Source organism: Yinghuangia sp. ASG 101 (assembly GCF_021165735.1).
In the GTDB taxonomy this organism is placed as follows: domain Bacteria; phylum Actinomycetota; class Actinomycetes; order Streptomycetales; family Streptomycetaceae; genus Yinghuangia.
Map to the genome: position 1 here is coordinate 6,014,025 of NZ_CP088911.1, position 19,629 is coordinate 6,033,653.

Annotated in this window: 14 protein-coding genes; 9 read left to right on the top strand and 5 right to left on the bottom strand. The window is 74.7% G+C overall.

The genetic code is table 11. From position 1 onward, the window contains the following. The first annotated feature begins 128 nt into the window (after positions 1-128). The 8 genes from LO772_RS25805 (at position 129) to der (ending at position 13,166) form a co-directional block, all read left to right on the top strand. Positions 129-1,091 (top strand): pseudouridine synthase, encoded by a 963-nt coding sequence (locus LO772_RS25805; protein WP_231774418.1) that lies wholly within the window; start codon positions 129-131, stop codon positions 1,089-1,091. A gap of 191 nt (positions 1,092-1,282) precedes the next feature. After that, positions 1,283-3,697 (top strand): hypothetical protein, encoded by a 2,415-nt coding sequence (locus LO772_RS25810; protein WP_231774419.1) that lies wholly within the window; start codon positions 1,283-1,285, stop codon positions 3,695-3,697. Positions 3,698-3,700: 3 nt separating this feature from the next. Beyond that, positions 3,701-5,446 (top strand): hypothetical protein, encoded by a 1,746-nt coding sequence (locus tag LO772_RS25815; protein WP_231774420.1) that lies wholly within the window; start codon positions 3,701-3,703, stop codon positions 5,444-5,446. 93 nt (positions 5,447-5,539) lie between these two features. Beyond that, positions 5,540-6,625 (top strand): prephenate dehydrogenase, encoded by a 1,086-nt coding sequence (locus tag LO772_RS25820; RefSeq protein ID WP_231774421.1) that lies wholly within the window; start codon positions 5,540-5,542, stop codon positions 6,623-6,625. Positions 6,626-6,946: 321 nt separating this feature from the next. Next, positions 6,947-9,976 (top strand): helicase-associated domain-containing protein, encoded by a 3,030-nt coding sequence (locus LO772_RS25825; protein ID WP_231774422.1) that lies wholly within the window; start codon positions 6,947-6,949, stop codon positions 9,974-9,976. Positions 9,977-10,207: 231 nt separating this feature from the next. Next, on the top strand, positions 10,208-10,903 hold the full coding sequence (gene cmk, locus LO772_RS25830) for a (d)CMP kinase (protein ID WP_231774423.1): 696 nt from the start codon (positions 10,208-10,210) through the stop codon (positions 10,901-10,903). Next, positions 10,900-11,655, top strand: coding sequence for a lysophospholipid acyltransferase family protein (locus LO772_RS25835; RefSeq protein ID WP_443089318.1), 756 nt, complete (start codon positions 10,900-10,902; stop codon positions 11,653-11,655). The genes cmk and LO772_RS25835 overlap by 4 nt, the downstream gene beginning before the upstream one ends. A gap of 29 nt (positions 11,656-11,684) precedes the next feature. Then, on the top strand, positions 11,685-13,166 hold the full coding sequence (der, locus tag LO772_RS25840) for a ribosome biogenesis GTPase Der (protein WP_231774424.1): 1,482 nt from the start codon (positions 11,685-11,687) through the stop codon (positions 13,164-13,166). Between the two features lie 90 nt (positions 13,167-13,256). Here der and LO772_RS25845 read toward each other — a convergent pair whose 3' ends face one another. The 5 genes from LO772_RS25845 to LO772_RS25865 all read right to left on the bottom strand — a co-directional run bounded on the left by LO772_RS25845 (position 13,257) and on the right by LO772_RS25865 (position 17,704). Further along, positions 13,257-13,679 (bottom strand): hypothetical protein, encoded by a 423-nt coding sequence (locus LO772_RS25845; RefSeq protein WP_231774425.1) that lies wholly within the window; start codon positions 13,677-13,679, stop codon positions 13,257-13,259. Positions 13,680-13,780: 101 nt separating this feature from the next. Continuing rightward, entirely contained in the window at positions 13,781-15,142 is a 1,362-nt protein-coding gene (bioA, locus tag LO772_RS25850; protein WP_231774426.1) for an adenosylmethionine--8-amino-7-oxononanoate transaminase, read from the bottom strand. Between the two features lie 124 nt (positions 15,143-15,266). Further along, the gene (locus tag LO772_RS25855) at positions 15,267-16,052 is read right to left on the bottom strand and encodes a hypothetical protein (protein ID WP_231774427.1); all 786 of its coding nucleotides are present in this window, start codon (positions 16,050-16,052) and stop codon (positions 15,267-15,269) included. Between the two features lie 192 nt (positions 16,053-16,244). After that, complete coding sequence (locus LO772_RS25860) at positions 16,245-17,432, bottom strand: hypothetical protein (RefSeq protein WP_231774428.1); 1,188 nt, start codon at positions 17,430-17,432, stop codon at positions 16,245-16,247. Positions 17,433-17,467: 35 nt separating this feature from the next. Further along, on the bottom strand, positions 17,468-17,704 hold the full coding sequence (locus LO772_RS25865) for a lipopolysaccharide assembly protein LapA domain-containing protein (protein ID WP_231774429.1): 237 nt from the start codon (positions 17,702-17,704) through the stop codon (positions 17,468-17,470). A gap of 240 nt (positions 17,705-17,944) precedes the next feature. Between LO772_RS25865 and LO772_RS25870 the strand changes: the two genes are divergently transcribed. Beyond that, positions 17,945-19,609 carry an MDR family MFS transporter gene (locus tag LO772_RS25870; RefSeq protein ID WP_443089319.1) on the top strand — a complete coding sequence of 555 codons (1,665 nt, stop codon included), beginning with the start codon at positions 17,945-17,947 and terminating at the stop codon, positions 19,607-19,609. The last annotated feature ends 20 nt before the right edge of the window (positions 19,610-19,629 follow it).

Genomic DNA, 19,629 nt, shown 5'->3' on the forward strand with positions numbered 1-19,629 from the left:
GCCGAGGACGCTCCCGAGGTCCCCGTCCCCGCGGCCGACCACCCCACCGACACCACCGGTCGCCACACCGTGCCCGCCGCAACGCCGGGCGCGGCCGACGAGACCGGTCAGACGACTACGGACGATTGATGGCTGGCACAGGCAGGCAGGGCTCCGGCCGAGGCAACTACCGCGGCGCGGGAAACAACCGCGACGAGCGGGCGGGTGGTGCGCCGCGCGGCGGCGGCTCGGGCCGGGCGGCGGGCGGCCGTGGCGGAGCCGGCGGTGGGCGCGGCGGATCGTACGCGTCCGATCCCCGGCGCGGCGGGCGGCCGGACCGGCGGCCGACGACCGTGCACGAGGGGGAGCGCAGCGCGCGCGAGGCGCAGGAGGGCGTGCGGCTGCAGAAGGTGCTGGCCCAGGCCGGTATCGGCAGCCGCCGGGCCTGCGAGGAGCTGATCGATCTCGGCCGCGTCGAGGTCGACGGCCGCGTGGTGCGCGAACAGGGTCTGCGGGTCGACCCCGCGAAGGTCGAGATCAAGGTCGACGGCCTGCGCATCCCGACGAGCAGCGGCGAGGTCTACATCGCGCTGAACAAACCGTCGGGTGTGGTCTCGACGATGCACGACCCGGACGGCCGCCCCACGCTGGCCGAGTACGTGACCGACCACGAGCAGCGGCTCTTCCACGTCGGGCGCCTCGACACCGAGACCGAGGGCCTGATCCTGCTCACCAACCACGGCGAGCTGTCGAACCGGCTCACGCATCCGCGCTACGAGGTGCGCAAGACGTACCTCGCCCAGATCCAGGGGCCGATCCCGCGCGACCTCGGCAAGCGCCTCAAGGCGGGCGTCGAGCTGGACGACGGCCTGGCGCGGGCGGACAGCTTCCGGATCATCGACCAACTCGGCAAGACGTACATGGTCGAAGTGGTGCTGCACGAGGGACGCAAGCACATCGTGCGCCGCATGCTCGCCGAACTCGGGTTCCCCGTCGAGCGGTTGGTCCGGACGAAGTTCGGCCCGATCCAGCTCGGCGACCAGCGCCCCGGCCGCACGCGGCGGCTGTCCAACGAGGAAATCGGGCTGCTGTTCCGCGAAGTGGGCCTGTGACGCCACCGGGTCGGTGAGCGGCCCGCGCCCGTTTCCGCGCCGTTCGCCGCGACGCCGTGTTCCGCGGGGTGCGGACGCGGGTGTTCTTATCGCGCGGACGCGGCTGCGCCACCGCGTCCCGGCTGCTACAAAGTTGCCAGGGTGCCGCTCCGCGTGGGGGCCGAGCCCGGGCGAGTGGTGCTGGGGGTGGCGTGGCGGCGGAAGACGCGAGCGGTGCGGTTCTCGACAGAATCGTCTACCGGTGGCAGGAACGGGACTTGCTGGGCGCGCGGGGGCTCGGGCCGCTCGCGGCGTCCCTGCCGCCGGACCGACTCGCCGCGTGGGCGCGGGAGTTGGGTCCGTACGTCGGGATGGCCGTCGATGTGGGCAAGGGCCCGTACACGAGTGTGTGCTGGGCCCGGACGCGTCTCGGACCCGCGCTGATACACCGGGAGTTCGCGTTGTACGGGCGCGAGAACCGGCCCGGGAACGTCGCCCACGCGCTGCTGGATCCGGGGCGGCTGCTCGGCCCGCACGTCGTACTCGCGCTCGGGGTGCTCGACTGGGCGGCCGACGGCGCCGGGGCCGACGAACCGGACGCGGGACCCCCGTTGCCGCGGATGCGGGCCGACCAACTGGTCGCGCTCGCCCAGGGGCGCGCGGCGACGCTGCGCGCCGCGGCACGCGACCACGGTGCCGTGTTGGCGCGCGTCGCCGCGACGCTGCTGGCCCGGCCCGGAATCGGCATATCCCTGCTGCGCCGCGACGCGGGTCCCGATCCGGTGCCGCTGCTGTGGGGTGTCTTCGACCTCATGAGCCATCTGGTACATGGGAGTTGGAGCTTTTCGACGTACGAGACCGGGGACGACGCGAGCCGCCCGCGCTTCGTGGTGGTGCCACGGTGGCCGGCCGGCGACTCCCCGACGCGCGCCCGGATCGACACGGACGAGACCGAGGGCGGCGGCCTGTTCGCCGAGGCGGCCCGGCTGCTCGTGGAGTGCTATACCGCGCGGCCGTGGGCGGAGACCCGGGAGGTGCTGCGGGCCCTGAGGTCGGCCGCCGAGTTCGATCCGGAGCCCAAGGCGCGTGCGATTCTCGACGCGTTGGGCGGGGGGCGTCCGGGGCCGGTGTCGCTGACGAGGGCCGAGCGCGCGGAGGGGGGTCACGCGCGGCGGCGGCGCTCGTCGGACGCGGCGGCCCAGGGGCGGGCCGACGTACCCGCCGCCGACCGGCACGCACCCGCTCCTCCGTCCGCGCCCCGCGGCCCGGGTGGGCCTGTGGTGCCCCGTGAGTCCGGGAACATGGCCGCACCTCCTCCCGCGCCCGGTGTGCGCGGCGACGGGGCGGTATCCCCGGGGCGGCCCACGGCGTCCGCGCGTGACGAGGGGACGGTTGTGGCGCCGGGGTGGGGCGGCCCTCCCGAGCCCGACGAGCGCCCCGGCGCGGCTGCGGCTGCGGCTGCGGGGCGGCCTGGCCCTTTCCCGGTCGATGAGCGTGCGGTGCCGCCGCAGACGGCGGCTGACGAGGCCGTGCCGCCGGGGGCGTGCAGGCCGTCGGCGGCCGACGAACACGCGGGCGCGCCGCGGGGGGACGCGGCGGTGTCTCCCACACCGCCGCCCTCGGCCGCCCGGCCGCCGGTGCCCCCGCCGTTCGTGGAGCGCCCGCACGGGCCCGCGCCGCCGCAGCCCGAGACCCGCTACCTGCCCGTCGCGCTGCCCGAGCCGGAGCGCCCGCCGGAGCCGGAGAGTGCCGCCGCGGCGGCACCGGGATTGGCCGCACGGCGGCCGGACGCCACAGGCCCCCGGCACCGTTCGCCGTCGTCGGGGGCCGCCGCGCTCGCCGCCGCGGCGGCCGCGTTGGACAGTCCCCGGCGCGCCGCGTCCGGCGCGGGTGCCCCGGGGCCCGGCCGCCCCGCGGCACCCGCGTGGTCCGCGAGCACGTCGCCGGGCGCGTCGGCGGGCTCCGGCCGGCACGCCAAGGGCCCCGGGCCCGGGCCGGTGCCCCCGGAACCACCCGAACCCACCGCGCGCGGCTGGGCGCGCGACGGGTGGATCGAGGACGGGGCGTCCGACCGGTCGCTGCGCGCGCTGGTCGAGGCGTACCACCTGCTCGTGTACGAAGGCTCGGCCGCCGACGGGGAGTTCCGTACCGTCATCGACCAAGTCGACCTGGTCGCCGCCGCGGTCGGCCTGGTCCGTGCCGAAGAGGCTTTGCTGCCCGCACTGGTGGAGCGGCTGGACACGCTGGTCGCCCCGGGGGACGGCCGGGGTGCCCGGTTGCCCACACCGCACGAACAGGCCGCGCTGGAACGGGTCCTGGTGAGCCTGAACGAGCCGATACGGGCGCTGGACCGCTGCGGCCCGCCGCGGCATCGGATCGCCTCGGTCGTCGGCCGGTTCGCGGCGTATGTGCTCGACGGATGCCAAAATGGTGCCGTGGTCCCGGAGTTGGCCGTCGTCGTCCGCAACCTCGACACCGTCTCCGGAACCTATCGTCCCTATCAGCAGGAACTCGTCCGTGCGGTGGTCGCCCACGGACACGGCGCACGCTTCCACGAGGAGATCGGGCGGCTGTGGGCCGCCAGCCGATCGCTTCTCCCGGATCCGGCGGACCCCTTGGAGGGGTAGGCAATGGAGGGCACCACCCGCGCGACAACAGGCCGCGAAGGACTGCACCAGATCGTGTACCGGTGGCAGCACCGGGACCTGTTCGGGCACAAGGGGCTCGGCCCGGTGGCGACGTCGCTGCCGATCGCCGACCTCGCGCGGCTCGCCCCCGACGTCGCGCCGGCGGTGACCGCGGAGTTCGGCGGTGACGGCGCCCCCTTGGCGAGCACGTCGTTCGTGCACGTCGATTCGTTCGCGGCCGTGGTGCACCGTGCCGCCGCGGAGTACGAGGGCGGCAGGCTCGTCAACGACGCACACGTGTTGCTGGGCACGCGCGGGGAACTCACCCCGCACGCGGTGCTCGCGCTCGACGGCTGGTCGTGGCGGAGCGGCGGGCCGGGCCTCGCCGAGATACCCGTCGGCCGCCCGCTGGGCCGCGTGCCCCGCGAGATCCTCGACGACGCGTTGGCCGAACGCGCGTTCGCCCTGCGCGACGCCGCGCGGCGGCGGGCCGACGCCCTCATCGTCCTGCTCGCGGCCGTGCTGCGCCGTCCGACGTCGGGCTTCTCGCTGCGGCTCGCCGACTGCGGCGGTGACCCGGTCGCGCTGCTGTGGGGCCTGTTCGACCTCGTCACGGTGCCGCTGCCGGGGCCGCTGACGTTCTCGACGTACGAGATCGACGACGAGACGAGCCGGCCGCGCTTCGTGGTCGTGCCCCGCTGGCCGCCGCAACTGCCCAGCGGGCGCTACCGCGTCGACCCGGAGACCGAGGCCCGCACCGACGTCTTCCGCGACGCCGCGGAACGCATGGTGGAGCGGTACGTCGCGGACGACTGGGACACCATGTACCCGCTGTTGCGCGGGCTCCAGGAACTGCGGCGCTCGGCGCCGTACGACAGGGCCGCGGCGATACGCGAACGGCTCGGCGGGGGCGAGGAGTTCGCGGTCCCGGCGGGACCGGGGCCGAGACCGGAGCGGGAGCCGACCGAGCCTCCGGAGGCGGCGGAAGCGCCCCGGACGCGCGAGACGCCGGCGGTCGCGGAGCCTGACCCGCGCCGGGACGCCCCGCGCGCGACCCCGGCCGCGGCGCACCCGCCCGCCGTGGCCCCGGACCCCGAGCCGCCCGCGCCCGAGCCGCCCGCGCCCGCCCTCGCGGAACCCGAGGCGTTCCCCCGCGCCCCCGTCGCGGCGCCCGAGCGCCCCGAGGAGCCGCCGCCGAGCGCGGGCCCCGCCGACCGTGAGCGGTGGAAGCGGCGCGGCGTGTACGACGAGGACATCGACGCGCTGGAGTTCGCCACCGACCAGCTCTCGGCCGGGGGCGCGGACCGCGCGGTCGCGTTCGTCGAGGACGTCGTGGCCCTCGCCGTCGCCCTGGAACTGGCCGACGTGCGCCTGCTCCCGTACATCGCCGAACACCTCCCGAGCCGCTTCGACGACGCGCCGAAGTGGTCCCATCGCGAGCGGCAGGCCGTACGGCACGTGCTGCTCCACCCCGTGCGGTACGGCGACCGGCTCGCGGAGGCCGGCGTCGCCCCGCCCGTCGTCCGGCGCCTGTTCGACCGGCTGGTCCGGGTCGTGCTGTCGCTGGAGAAGGACCCGGTGAAGGTCCTGCGCGTCCTCGCCCGGGAGCTGATGAGCGAGCGCCGCAAGCTCGCGCCCTACCCGGTGCTCGACGACGTGCTGCGGCGCTCGTCGTGGGAGCAGGCGTACCACCGGGAGCTGGGCCGCAGGTGGGCGGAGCTGAACCCGCCGTGGGCGGACGGCGGCTGACCGAGCGGCCGCGTCCCGGCCGACCCGCCGGGGATAGCCTGGGGGAGAACACCGGCCGCGTCCGGTCGCCCCACCTGCCAACGGAGTCTCGCCATGCGCACCGCCGCCGTCGTCGGCACCGGACTGATCGGGACCTCCGTGGCCCTGGCCCTCACCGCCCAGGGAGTGACCGTCTACCTGCGGGACACCGACGTGACCGCGGTCCGCACCGCCGCCGCGCTCGGGGGCGGCCTCGCCGAGACGCCGCCCGGCCCCGTCGACCTCGCGGTGCTCGCGGTGCCGCCCGCCCGCATCGGTGCCACGCTCCGCCAGTGCCAGCAGGCCGATCTGGCGCACAGCTACACCGATGTCGGCAGCGTCAAGGAGCAGCCGCTGCGCGACATCGAGGAGCTGGGCTGCGACGTCGCGCGCTACATCGGCGGGCACCCGCTGGCCGGTCGCGAGCGGTCCGGCCCGCTGGCCGCGCGCGCGGATCTGTTCGACGGACGCCCGTGGGTGCTGACGCCGTCGAAGGAGACCGACACCGAGACGCTCAACCGCGCGCTGGAGATGGTCGCGCTGTGCCGCGCGGTTCCGGTGGTGATGGAACCGCGCGCCCACGACCACGCGGTCGCCCTGGTCTCGCACGCACCCCACCTGGTGTCCGCGCTGATGGCCGCACGGCTCGAAGGCGCCGCCGACACCGCGACCCGCCTCGCCGGCCAAGGGGTGCGCGACGTGACGCGCATCGCGGGCTCGGACCCCGGGCTGTGGATCGAGATCCTGGGCGCCAACGCGACGGCCGTGGCCGATGTGCTCGCCGGTTTGGCCGACGACCTGGGCGAAACGATCGCCGCGCTGCGGGCGTTGGCCGCCGAGGACGAGGCCAAGCGGAGCGGCGGTGTCGACGGCGTCACCGGCATCCTGCGGCGGGGCAACGCCGGGCACGCTCGGATCCCCGGCAAGCACGGCGCCCCGGCCGCGCGCTACGAGGCGGTGCCCGTCGTGGTCGGCGACCAACCCGGGGAGCTGGCCCGCCTGTTCGCGGATGTCGGAGCGTCGGCGGTCAACATCGAGGACATCACCATCGACCACTCGCCCGGCCGCCCGGCGGGCCTCATCGAGCTGATGGTCGACCCGGCGGCGGCCGAAGGCCTGGTGCACGACCTGCGGCGCAAGGGATGGAACGTCCAACGGTGAGGATCCGTGCGGACGTTCCCCCAGGGGATCGTCCGCACGCCGCGGTCGCGGTGGGGGCCTCCCGTTTCGGGGGCCGCCACCGGCCCTGCACGTCAAGGGTGTTGCCGTGATCCGCGCCCGCCCCGCGACGCGGGGCGGGCGAACGTCCCGTACGCCGCCGGGTCCTGCCGATACCGCGCGCCGGTCGCGCGAGGTCCGCGGGCCGTGGACGCGCTCCCGGGCTCCGGTGCGCCGGCCGGTTCGCGTGCCATCGCTTTCGCCACCGTTGCGCCACCCCACGGGAGTTCCCCGCACCCACCGCCCTTCTGGCAGTCTGGGACCGTGACGCTGTCCACCACCGACTCGCTCGCGGTGTACCTCGCCTCGCTTTCCGCGCCGGATCTCGCACGCATCGTCACCACCACGCCGACCGTCCCGGACGACCCCCGGCCCACCACCTTGCGGCACGTCGCGGTCTGCCTCGCCGATCCCGAAACCGCCCTGCTGGGCTGCTCGTTCCTCAGCCGAGGCGAACTCCAGCTGCTCGAAGCGCTGTGGGCGATCGCCGAGGAGCGGCCACCGGGAGGCGCGGCCCGGCTCGGCCGCGACGCCGCCCCACGCCTCGACGACGACCCCGTGGTCGTCGTCGACCCCCAGGCTCTTCTCGGCCTGCTCGGCGGGCCGCCCGAAGTGGGGGCGATGCTCGACGCGTTGTCCGGCAGAGTCCTCGCCTGGCCGGAGGACGGACGCATCCGCCTCCACCCCGGCGCCGCATCGGTGTTCCCGCTGCCACTCGGGCTCGCCGCTCCCGCGTACGGTCTGCTGCTCGTCCAGGAACCGGCTGAACTCCAGGTGATCGTGCGCGAGTTGGGCGGTCTCCCGGTCGGCGGCAAGGACGCCAACGCGATGCTCGCGGCCCGGCTCCTCGCGGAGCCCGAGGTGGTACGCCGCGTCGTGTCCCGGCTGGACGCCTCCGCCCGGGCCGTGCTCGACGACCTCGCCGAGGTGGGCGTACGCCGCGACCCGGCCGCCGCCTGGGGCCACTTCGGCGCTCGCGGCACCACCGGCCCGGAGACGGACGTGTTCGTCCGGCTCCGCCGCCGAGGCCTGCTGCTGCCTGCCGGCGACGGCTGGGAGATGATGCCGCGCGAGGTCGCCCTCGCCCTGCGCGGCGACGACTACCGCGTACCGTTCGAGGCCCGCCCGCCGCACGTCGCCACGGTACGCGTCGATCGGGCCGCGGCGGCCCACGAGTCCGCGGCATCGGCGGCCCGCGCCCTCGACCTGGTGGCCCGGCTCCTGCGCGCGTGCGCCGTCCGGCCGCCGAGACTGCGGCCGAGCGGCGGCGTCGGAGGCTGCGAACTGCGCCGCCTCGCCGCCGAACTCGGGTGCGACGACGACGCGGTGCGGCTGTGGCTGCACGTCGCGGAAGCGGCCGGGCTCCTGCTCGCCGACACCGGGCGCGGCCGGGTGCTGCCCACGCACGGGTACGACGCCTGGCTCGACGACGAGCCCGCGGCCCGCCTGCTGGCACTCGTCCAGGGCTGGATCACGATGCCCGAGGTGCCCACGCTCGACGCCGCCGATCCCGTCGCGCCCGGAACGCGGCCTCCCGCGGCGCTCGCGGGGACGTCGCCACACGGCGGCCTCGCCCTGGTCGCGCGCGGCGCCCTGCTCCGCACGCTGCGCACTCTCGGAGCCGAAGAAGCCGAAGGAGCCGGAGGAGCCGACGAAGACGACGCCGCCGACGACCACGCGGTCGCGGACGCCGCGTCACTCGCCCGCCGCGTCGCGTGGGTCTGCCCGACCCCCTTCCGGCAGAGCCTCGCGGAACTCGTCGAGGAGGTCGAGGCGGACGCCCCGGGGCCGCCGTCCCGCGACACCTGGCCGGAGCACGCGCCCGCGTTCGTCTGGGACGCGGCGACGACGACCCGCTTCGGGGCCGGACCGGACGGGCTCGACCACCCCGATCACTCCGACCGCCCCGACCACCCCGATCACGTGCCCGAACCGGTGCTGGTGTCGCTTCCCGCCCGGAACCGCGGCCTCGTTCCCGCACCGGTCCCGGCCGACAACGCCCGGCACCTGTGCGGGGCCGCCCCGGCCACCGGCCGCCACCGGCTCCTGCCCGGTACCGACCCCGCCGGCCACACGCCCCCCGCCGGCCCGGCCGACCGCACGCGGCGCACCCCGCACCCGGACGACGCCGACCCCTTACCCGCCGGTCCCACCGGTCCCACCGGTCCCGCCGGTCCCACCGGGCCGGGGTCGCCGTGCGCGTGCGCGGAGTGCGCGGAGACCGCCGACGAGATCGCACACGCGTACCGGGGGCGCTTCGACGCGCCGGCCTTCACGGCGACCGCCCTCCACGAGGCCGCGGCCCTCGGGCTGGTGGCCGCCGGCGCCCTCACCCCCCTCGGCCACGGCATCGCCGCGCAACACGGCGCGCACGCCCTGCTCGCGGCGGCCGAGGAACTGCTCCCGCCCGCGGCCGACCGCGCCCGGCTCCACCCCGACCTGACCGCGGTCGTCACCGGAACACCGACCGCCGGACTCGCCCGCCTGCTCGGAGGCTGCGCCGAAGCCCAGGGCACCGACCAGGTCTGGCGGTTCACCGAGGACTCGGTACGCCGCCACCTGGACGCGGGCGGCACCGCCGCCGGACTGCTCGCCGACCTCGCCGCCCACGCCGTCAACGAACTCCCGACGCCGCTCGACGCGTTGATCCGCGGCGTCGGGCGGCGGCACGGCCAGGTCCGGGCGGCCTCCGCCGCGAGCGTCGTCTACGCCGAGGACGCCGCCCTGATCACCGAACTCCTCCACCAACCCCGGCTGTTCGGCCTGCGGTGGCGACGCGTCGCACCGACGGTGCTGCTGTCGGCCGAGCCCCTGGACCGGGTCGTCGACCGGCTGCGCCGCGCCGGGTACGCGCCCGCCGCCGAGACCGAGACCGGCAGCGCCGTCGTCGCCCGCCCCGCCGAGTTCCGCGCCGAGACGCCGGAACCGGCCGGCTCGTCCCCCGGCGCGCCGCCGCCCCCGCAGGGGCTGCCGCCGGACTGGCGGACGTGGGCCGGCGGCCTGCTCGCCCGCGCGACCCGGCCGCCCCCGCCGCTCCCCGCGAAAGCCGCCCGGCTGCGCGAGGCCGCGCCGCTGCTCGGCCCCGAGGACTGCCTCGTCCTCGCCGACGCGCTGGACCGGGGGAGCGCCGTGCGCGTCGCCGCGACCGCGTACAACGGCGAGCCGCTGACCAGCACCGTCGCCCACCTGGCCCGGGCCGGCGACGGCCTCTACATGCGCCCGCCCAACGGACGCCCCGCCCTGCTCCCGTTCCGCCTCGAAACGCTGTGGCTCGTCCTGCCCGAGCCGGAGTGACACCCCCGCGAGAACGGCCGGCACCAGCCGGGACGGCCCGATCCCGCGGGCGGACGCCGCCCGGGGCGTCCGCCGCCGCCCACCGCGCGCCGCCGCCCGCACCGGACGGCCCCCCGTACGCGCCCGTCACCGCGGGGGAAGCCGCCTCCGCCGCCACGGGGATGATCGACCCTCGCCGTTCCCGGTACCCTCGGGGGAACATCCGCATGGAATCGAAGGGTCACCTTGGCCGTGGAAACACGCACGCCGCTCGCGACGATCGTGATCGCGGTCGACGGCCCGTCCGGCTCCGGCAAGTCGAGTGTGTCGCGCGCCGTCGCCCGGCGCCTCGGGCTGCGCTACCTCGACACCGGCGCGATGTACCGCGCGATGACGTGGTGGATGCTGCACAACGGCATCGACGTCCACGACGCCGGGGCCGTCGCGGCTGCGGCCGACAAACCCGAGCTGGCCTCCGGCACCGACCCCGCCGACCCGGCCATCACCGCTGACGGCACCGACGTCGCCGGGCCGATCCGAGGCCCCGAGGTCACCGCCGCGGTCAGCGCGGTCAGCGCCGTCCCGGAGGTCCGCACCCGCCTCGTCGCCCTGCAGCGCGCGGTCATCGGCACCGGCGGGATCGTCGTGGAGGGCCGCGACATCGGCACCGTCGTGGCACCCGACGCCGCGCTCAAGGTCTACCTCACCGCCAGCGAGGCCGCCCGCGCCGCCCGCCGCAACGCCGAGACCGGCGACCCCGCGGTCACCGTCGGCGCCACCCGGGCCGACCTGGCCCGCCGCGACGCCCTCGACTCGGGGCGTGCCACCGCGCCCCTGGCCATGGCCGACGACGGCATCCTCGTCGACACCACCGAGATGGACCGCGACCAGGTCGTCGAGCACCTTCTCGCGCTCGCCGCCGACCGCGCGGAGGGCGCCGCGCAGTGAGCCTTGCACCCGCCAGGCCGACGGCGGACGGCGCACGCCGCCGCTGGCCGGTCCCCACCGACATCACCAAACCGCCGCTGTCGGCCGCCGCCCACCGCATCGGCATCCCGCTGCTGCGCTCGTTCTGGCGGATCCGGTCACTCGGCACCCACCACGTACCGCTCGGCGGGCCGGTGATCCTCGCCGGCAACCACACCAACTTCGCCGACGGCCCGCTGCTGTTCGCGTTCTGCCCGCGCCCGGTGCACTTCCTCGTCAAACAGGAGATGTTCACCGGCGTCCTGGACCCGGTCCTGCGCGGCATCGGCCACATCCCGGTCAACCGCGGCACCGCCGACCGCGGCATGATCACCGACTCGCTCGCCGTACTGCGGGCCGGGAACGCGCTCGGCGTCTTCCCCGAGGGCACCCGGGGCGCGGGGGACTTCCACGAAGTGCACAACGGCCTCGCGTACCTCGCCATGCGCTCCGGCGCGCCGATCGTCCCGGTCGCGTGCCTCGGCACCGGCGACCGCGGGACGTCCGCCGGTGCCATGCCCGCGTTCCGCGCGAGGATCGACGTCGTGTACGGCAAGCCGTTCCCGGCCGCGCCCGACTCGCGCACCCGCTCGCGCAGCGTCGTCACCGAGGCATCGCGGCACATCGTCGAGCGACTGACCGCCCATCTCCACGAGGCCGCGCGCCTGACCGGCCGGAGCGCCGCCCGGGGCGACGACCCCGCCGCGACCCCGGCCGTCGACGCGAGCGCCTGACGCAAACCCCCGACGCAAGGACGCCACCCATGCAGCACGACGCCGGTTCCGGCGCATCCGCCGACGAATTCCCGGGGACGTTCGACCCCGAGGCGTGGGAGGCCGACTACGACCCCGACGAATGGGTCGACGCCGGAGGCGACCTCCTCGGCGGCGGCGAGGAAGAGGCCGAGGCGCACGCCCACATGCCCGTCCTCGCCGTCGTCGGCCGCCCCAACGTCGGCAAGTCCACCCTGGTCAACCGCATCATCGGCCGCCGCCAGGCGGTGGTCGAGGACACCCCCGGGGTCACCCGCGACCGGGTGAAGTACGACGCCGACTGGAACGGCCGCCGCTTCACCGTCGTCGACACCGGCGGCTGGGAGAAGGACGTCCAAGGCATCGACCTGTCCGTCGCCCTCCAGGCCGAATTCGCGATCGACAACGCCGACGCGATCCTGTTCGTCGTCGACGCGACGGTCGGCGCGACCGACACCGACGAGGCGGTCGTCAAACTCCTGCGCCGCGCCGGGAAGCCCGTCGTCCTCGCCGCCAACAAGGTCGACAACATGGCCCAGGAGGCCGACGCCGCCACCCTGTGGTCGCTCGGCCTCGGCGAGCCCTACCCCGTCTCGGCCGTGCACGGCCGGGGGAGCGGCGACCTGCTCGACGCGGTCCTCGCGGTGCTGCCCGAGGCCCCCGCGCAGCGCTTCGGCACCGCCGTCGGCGGACCGCGCCGCGTCGCGCTCCTCGGCCGCCCCAACGTCGGCAAGTCGTCGCTGCTCAACAAGCTCGCCGGGGAGACCCGCGTGGTCGTCGACCCGCTCGCCGGCACCACCCGGGACCCGGTCGACGAACTCGTCGAACTCGGGGGGAAAACCTGGAAGTTCGTCGACACCGCGGGCATCCGGCGGCGCGTGCACCTGACGCAGGGCGCCGACTTCTACGCGTCGCTGCGCACCACCGCCGCGCTGGAGAAGGCCGAGGTCGCGGTCATCCTCATCGACGCGAGCGAGCGCCTGGCCGAGCAGGACACGCGCATCATCTCGCTCGCGGTGGACTCGGGCCGCGCGATCGTCATCGCGTACAACAAGTGGGACCTGCTGGACGAGGAGCGCCGCTACTACCTCGAACGCGAGATCGAACAGGACCTCGTGCAGGTGCAGTGGGCGCCGCGCGTCAACGTCTCCGCGAAGACCGGGCGGCACATGGAGAAGCTGGTGCCGGCCATCGAGACGGCCCTGGAGAGCTGGGAGACGCGGATCCCGACCGGGCGCCTCAACGCGTTCCTCGGCCAGATCGTCGCCGCCCACCCGCACCCGGTACGCGGCGGCAAGCAGCCCCGCATCCTCTTCGGCACCCAGGCCGGCACGAAGCCTCCGCGCTTCGTCCTGTTCACGTCGGGCTTCCTGGAGGCCGGCTACCGCCGCTTCGTCGAACGCCGCCTCCGCGAGGAGTTCGGCTTCCCCGGCACGCCGATCGAGATCCGCATGAAGGTCCGCGAGAAGCGGTCGCGCAAGCCCGGCCGCTGACGCGGCGGCCGTACGGCGGCGACCGCGTCCGCGACCCGGGCGGCGGATCGGAGCCGTACGGGCCCGCGGGCCGCCGCGCCGGGCGCCCGCTCAGCGCGACGGCGCCCGGCCCGCGCCCTGCGGCCCCGACACGGGCGTCAGCGACGGCGGCCCGCCCCGGCCCGCGTCGCCGGACCCGGGGTCGCCGTCGTCCGACAGGATCGGCAGATGCGGCTGCGTCGGCGTGTCGAAGCTGTCGTAGCTGTCATAGCCGTCATAGCCCTCGAACCCGTCGAAACCGCCGTACCCGTCGAAGTTGTCGAAGCCGTTGAACCCCTCGAAACCCTCCGGCCCGAACCCCGGGATTCCCGAGCCCTCCCCGTAGCGGTCCCCGGGCACGGCCCGGAACATCCGCTGCCACTCGTCCATCAGCTTGTCGAAGATCGGCGTGGCCGAGCCGACGGGGGCCTGCCTCGGCAGGGACGCGCCGCGCGCCGGGGAACCGTGGTGCTGGGTGTCGTCGAAGGTGAACACACCAAGCCCAACGACGCGAAGCCGTTCGCGATGCGGGCAAATCACCACCGCCGACCGGACGACATGTCCGACGGGGCGTCAGGAACCGGTCGGGGGCGCCGTCACCGCCCGGGCGCGGGGTGCACGGTGCCGACGACGTCCACCATCGCCCCGGTGACCTCCGCCAGGTCGGCCCCGCCCATCACATACGGCGGCATCGTGTACACGAGCTTCCCGAACGGCCGGATCCACACGCCGCGTTCGACGAACGCCGGCTGCACCCGGGCCATGTCGACGGGCTCGTGCAACTCGATCACGCCGATTCCGCCGAGCACCCGCACATCCGCCACCTGCGGCAGCTCCCGCGCCGGTGCCAACCCCGTGCGCAGACCCGACTCCAGCGCCGCCACACGCTCCTGCCACGGCCCCGACACCAGCAGATCGATGCTCGCGACCGCGACCGCCGCCGCCAGGGGGTTCGCCATGAACGTCGGGCCGTGCATGAACGCGCCGTGCGCGCGGCTGATCGTCTCGGCGATCTCGTCGGTGCACAGCGTCGCGGCCATCGTCAGGTAGCCGCCGGTCAGCGCCTTGCCGACACACAGGATGTCGGGTGCGATCCCGGCGTGGTCGCACGCGAACATCGCGCCGGTGCGCCCGAATCCCGTCGCGATCTCGTCCGCGATCAGCAGCACCCCGGCCTCGTCGCACAACTCGCGCACCCGCCGCAGATACGCCGGCGCGTGGAAGCGCATGCCGCCCGTGCCCTGCACGATCGGCTCCAACACGACCGCGGCGACTTCGTCCTGATGCTTCGTCAGCAGCTCGGCGAGGGCGGCGGTGTCGTCCTCGGTGATCGGGCGGTCGAAGCCGGACGGCGGCGTCGGGGCGAACAACTGCTCGGGCAGCGCCCCCGACCACAGGCTGTGCATACCGCCGTCCGGATCGCAGATCGCCATCGCGGCGAACGTGTCGCCGTGGTAGCCGCCGCGGACCGTGAGCATGCGCGTGCGGCTGTCGCGCCCCCGGGCCCGCTGGTATTGCAGCGCCATCTTGAGCGCGACCTCCACCGCGACCGACCCGGAGTCGGCGGGGAAGACGCGTTGCAGCGGCTTCGGTGTCAAGTCGACCAGGCGCCGGGCCAGTTCCACCGCCGGGGGGTGGGTCAGCCCGCCGAACATGACGTGCGCCATCGCGTCCAGCTGCCGCCGGGCCGCGGCGTTCAGCGACGGGTGGTTGTAGCCGTGGATCGCCGACCACCACGAGGCCATGCCGTCGATCAGCTCACGGCCGTCGGCGAGCCGCAGCCGCACACCCGCCGCCGAGACCACGGGGAACAGCGGCGCGTCGCCGAGCGCACCGGCGTACGGGTGCCAGATGTGGCGCCGGTCGTACGCGACCAACTCGTCGCCGTCCACCCTCCGGCCGCCGCCGGAGTCCGTACTGCCTGCGGGAACGCGGTCGTGAGGCTCTGCGGTGTTCATCGACCGGACGCTAGCAGGCGCTCCCGGGCCGACCGCGGCACCGGGCCCGCCCACAGGTCGGCGGCGGCCGGCCGCCACCGGCCCGGACGCGCGCTCGCACCCGGGCAGCCGGGCCTGTGCGCGGTCACGAACCGGTCAGGGGCACCGAACCCGCCACCAGCAGGCCCCGCCGCCCGGCCTCGCGCAGCGCCGCCCCCAGTTCGTCGTTGCCGGTGTGGATCCCGATCGTGCCGACCGGCGCCGCGTACAGCAGCACCACGCCGTTGCCGCGCGCCGCGCTCAGCCACGCCTCGGGCACCTCGGCCGGCACCTGGGCCTGCCACCACGCCTCGGTCCGGCCGCCCGCGCCCGGGAACAGCACCGACGTCAGGAAGCCGCCCGACAGCACCACCGACCAGCCGCCGAGCAGCGGCGGCAGCGTGTGGTCCGGATCCGCGACCGTGCTGAAGCCGCGCTCGCCGAGCAGCGTGAGGAACTCGTCCTGCGACCCCTGCGTGCCCGGCCGCGCGACCGCCGCGCCCGGTTCGACCACGAGCGCCGCGTAGGTGATGCCGTCGCAGACCACCATGCTGCCGGTGATCGAGATCGGGACCGGGCCGCCGGGGATCACCGTCGGCGTCGACGCCCCCGACGGGTCCGCGTTCTGGGCCGCGATCAGCGGCTCGACGGCGGCGTCGGACACGGGGATGACCTGGGACGGGATACACCGCGCGTGGGCGAAGGCGAGCACGGCGGTCTCCTGCGCGAGGTAGAGCAGCGCACTGGTCTGCTCCACCGTCGTGTCGCCGCCGCCCCGGCACGACGCACACGCGTAGGTCTGCGGCCCGGTCTCCCCGGAGACCAGGCGGATGGCCTCCTCGTCGCCGATCTCGGCGCGGACCTCGGGGCTGACGTCCAGCAAGCGTGACACGGTTGGCTCCTCGTTGTGGCGGGGGTTCGCGCCGGGACGTTACCGGGGTGTCACGTTCGGTGATATAGCGACGGCGGCGAAGTCACCCGTACGAGCGGTGGCGGATCGGGCCACGCCCGGCCTGGCGAGGGGGTTTCGTCGGGAAATCGGGGTTTTGGGGCGTTCTCAAGGAGGAGGGAAACGTCGGTGTGCTCAGCCGAACTGCCAGGACGCGTCGGGGGCCACCGGGCAGTTGATCTCGCGGTCTCCGACGGGTGCCTGGGCCCCCGCGACGAAGGCGCGGAACAGAGGCTCGACGGGTACGCCCAGCACCTCTTCGGGGGCTGCCTGCCCGCGGGACATGCGGTAGGCGGTGAGGCAGGACTCGTCCGTGTCCGGCGTCGCCGGGTCGTCGGCGCGCCGCCCGTTCACCGCCGCGACGACCGCCCCGACCGCCGCGTCGGCCTGTGCCGCCGCCTCGTCGTCCGGCGCCGGGGACGTCACGCGCTGCGTCAGCCGGCCGCGCTCGCCCGGTACTTCGGTCGTCGGGGCCAGGTAGCCCCCGACGGCGGTGAAGGACAGGACCGGCCGGTTGTCGTAGAACAGGTCGCACGTCTGGACGTAGCCGCCCGGATTGACGGCCGGGCCGAACGCGTAGTTCGGCGTCACCGAGCTGCTCCAGCGTGCCCGCTGGTCGCCCTGCGCGGCGGGGCCGAGCAGGTTCGGGTCGACGTACCAGCACACGTTCGCGTCGGTGACCGGCAGGCGCGCGGGGGCGGGCAGCACGGGCTCGGGATCGCTCGGGGCGGGCAGGCCGCATTTCGCGCTGGCGTTCACCTTGGTGGCCAACCGGGCCACCAGATCGGCCAGTTCCTCCCGATGGTCGGACGGCGCACCGTCGAGGACGCGCGCGCGGACGAGCATGCCGACCGGCTTGAGCTCTCCTCCTATGCTCAGCTTGCACTCGCGGGTGACCCAGGCGTCGTCGGGCCCGACCATGCCGTTGAGGCTGCTGTCCCTGGCCAGCAGTGGCGCCGCGGCCGAGGTCGTCGCCCCGGCCAACTGCACGAGATCGCTGCCGGACATGTTCAGCGGCTGCACGGACGCGACGAACGACGTGTCGCCCGAGGAGACTTCGCAGTGCAGTGCGGGATAACGCGGCTCGGGCCGTTGGTCCTCGCGCACCGTCAGCGTGCCCTGCGGCAGCAGGTCCGTCACCTGATCGGTGGGCAGGCCGCCGCAGACGCTCGTCGGCAACGGGGCGGCCTTCTTGTCGCCGCCCACACTGCAACCGCTCAGGACGGCCGCGGCGGCCAGGCTTGCGGCGGCGACGCGCGTACGCAGAGGCGGCCGGGAGCGAAAAATGGACAGCGGAGACACACCTCGGGCCAGGGTGGACACAGACCCGAAGGATAGCGGGAGGTCCGCGGCCGGAGTCAGCCGCGCCGGGCTTTGACCAGCCAGCCGGTGAACATGCCCACCGCAAAGGTGCCGATCAGGACAATCCACATCGGCGCCTCGACGGTCGGGATCCAGAACCTGATCGACGCGGACGCGGTGTTGGCCAGGATGAACCAGACGCTCAGGATGACGACCACGATCGCCACCCATGTGCGGTTGTCGAACTGTGCGAAGAAGTTTTGGCTTCCTCCGCCTTTGACGGTATTTGCCATGCATTCAGGCTAATCCGGTTCGCGGGATCGTGCCGGGGGACGCCCGGCGGACGGCGGACGCAATCTCAAAGGGAAGTAAAGTTGTGTTCCGCAACTAATGTCTGGTACAGTTAACCTCGGAAGCCGGCTCGACAGGGCATCGGCAGCCACCCGCGCGCCACAACGACGCGCGGCACTGACGTAGAGGGAGCCCGAGGGGCAGCGCGATCCGCTGTGTTGGGTTCAAAGGGGAGTTCACACATGGCGAGCACCGCGACACCCGCGACCGCGCGCGCCGGGACGGCCGGCGACGACGCACCGATGGAACACCGCCAGATCATGAGGGCACTGTCCGGGCTGCTGCTCGGCATGTTCGTGGCCGTTCTGTCCTCGACCGTCGTCAGCACCGCACTGCCGCGCATCATCGGCGACCTGGGCGGCGGCCAGTCCGCGTACACCTGGGTCGTGACCGCGACGCTGCTCGCGATGACCTGCACGACCCCGATCTGGGGCAAGCTCGCCGACCTCTTCAGCAAGAAGCTGCTCGTGCAGCTCTCGCTGGTCATCTATGTCAGCGGCTCGATGCTCGCCGGGCTGTCCACCAGCTCGGGCATGCTCATCGGGTTCCGCGTCATGCAGGGCGTCGGCGTCGGCGGTCTGATGGCCCTCTCGCAGGTCATCATGGCCGCGATGATCCCGCCGCGGGAGCGCGGCCGGTACAGCGGCTACCTGGGCGCGACGTACGCGGTCGCCACCGTCGGCGGCCCGCTGATCGGCGGCGTCATCGTCGACTCGGCGCTGGGCTGGCGCGGTTGCTTCTACGTCGGCGTGCCGTTCGCGGTCGCCGCGCTGGTGATCCTGCAGAAGACGCTGCACCTGCCGGTGATCCGTCGGGAGAACGTCAAGATCGACTACCTCGGCGCGATGCTCATCAGCGCCGGTGTCGCGGTGCTCCTCATCTGGGTCACGCTGGCCGGCGACAACTACGTGTGGATGTCGTGGCAGACCGCCGCGCTGGTCGCCGCCGCGGTCGTCCTGCTCGGGCTGGCGGTCTTCGTGGAGAGCCGTGCCGCGGAGCCGGTGATCCCGACGTGGCTGTTCCGCGACCGCACGATCCTGCTGGCCGTCATCGGCAGCGTCGGGGTCGGCCTCGCGATGATGGGCGCGACGGTGTTCCTGAGCCAGTACTTCCAGATCGCGCGGGGTGAGACCCCGACGGTCTCCGGGCTGCTGACGATGCCGATGATCTTCGGCCTCTCGCTCACCTCGGCCGTCGTCGGACGCCGCATCACCGCGACGGGCCGCTGGAAGCGCTACCTGGTCATCGGCGGGTTCGCCCTGACCGCCGGCCTCGCGCTGATGAGCACGGCCCGCGAGGACACCAACTTCGTGATCCTCGGTGTGTTCATGTTCGTCCTCGGCCTCGGCATCGGTGCCATGCAGCAGAACCTGGTGCTCGCCGTGCAGAACTCGGTCGAGGTGCACCAGCTCGGTGCCGCCAGCTCGACCGTGGCGTTCTTCCGCAGCCTCGGTGGTGCTGTCGGCGTGTCGATCCTCGGCGCGGTCATGTCGCACCGGGTCGGCGGCTACCTGGCGGACGGCGGCCTCTCCTCGGGCGGCGGCGCCGGCGGCGGCATCCCGGACGTCCGCCACCTGCCGCCGGGCGCGCGCGACGTGGTCGAGAGCGCGTACGGGCACGCGGTCGGCGACATGTTCCTCGTGGCGGTGCCGTTCGGCCTGATGGCGCTGATCGCGGTGCTGCTCATCCGCGAGAAGCCGCTGCAGACCGCCAAGCAGGTCGCCGCGGGTTCCCCGGCGCCCGCCGGGCAGGCGGCCTCGGACACCGCGTCCGACACGGTCGCCGGCACCGTGCCCGCGACGGTCGCGGACACCGCGTCCGCCACCCGGGAGCCCAGCCGCCTCTGACGGCAGCCCCCCGAATCGTG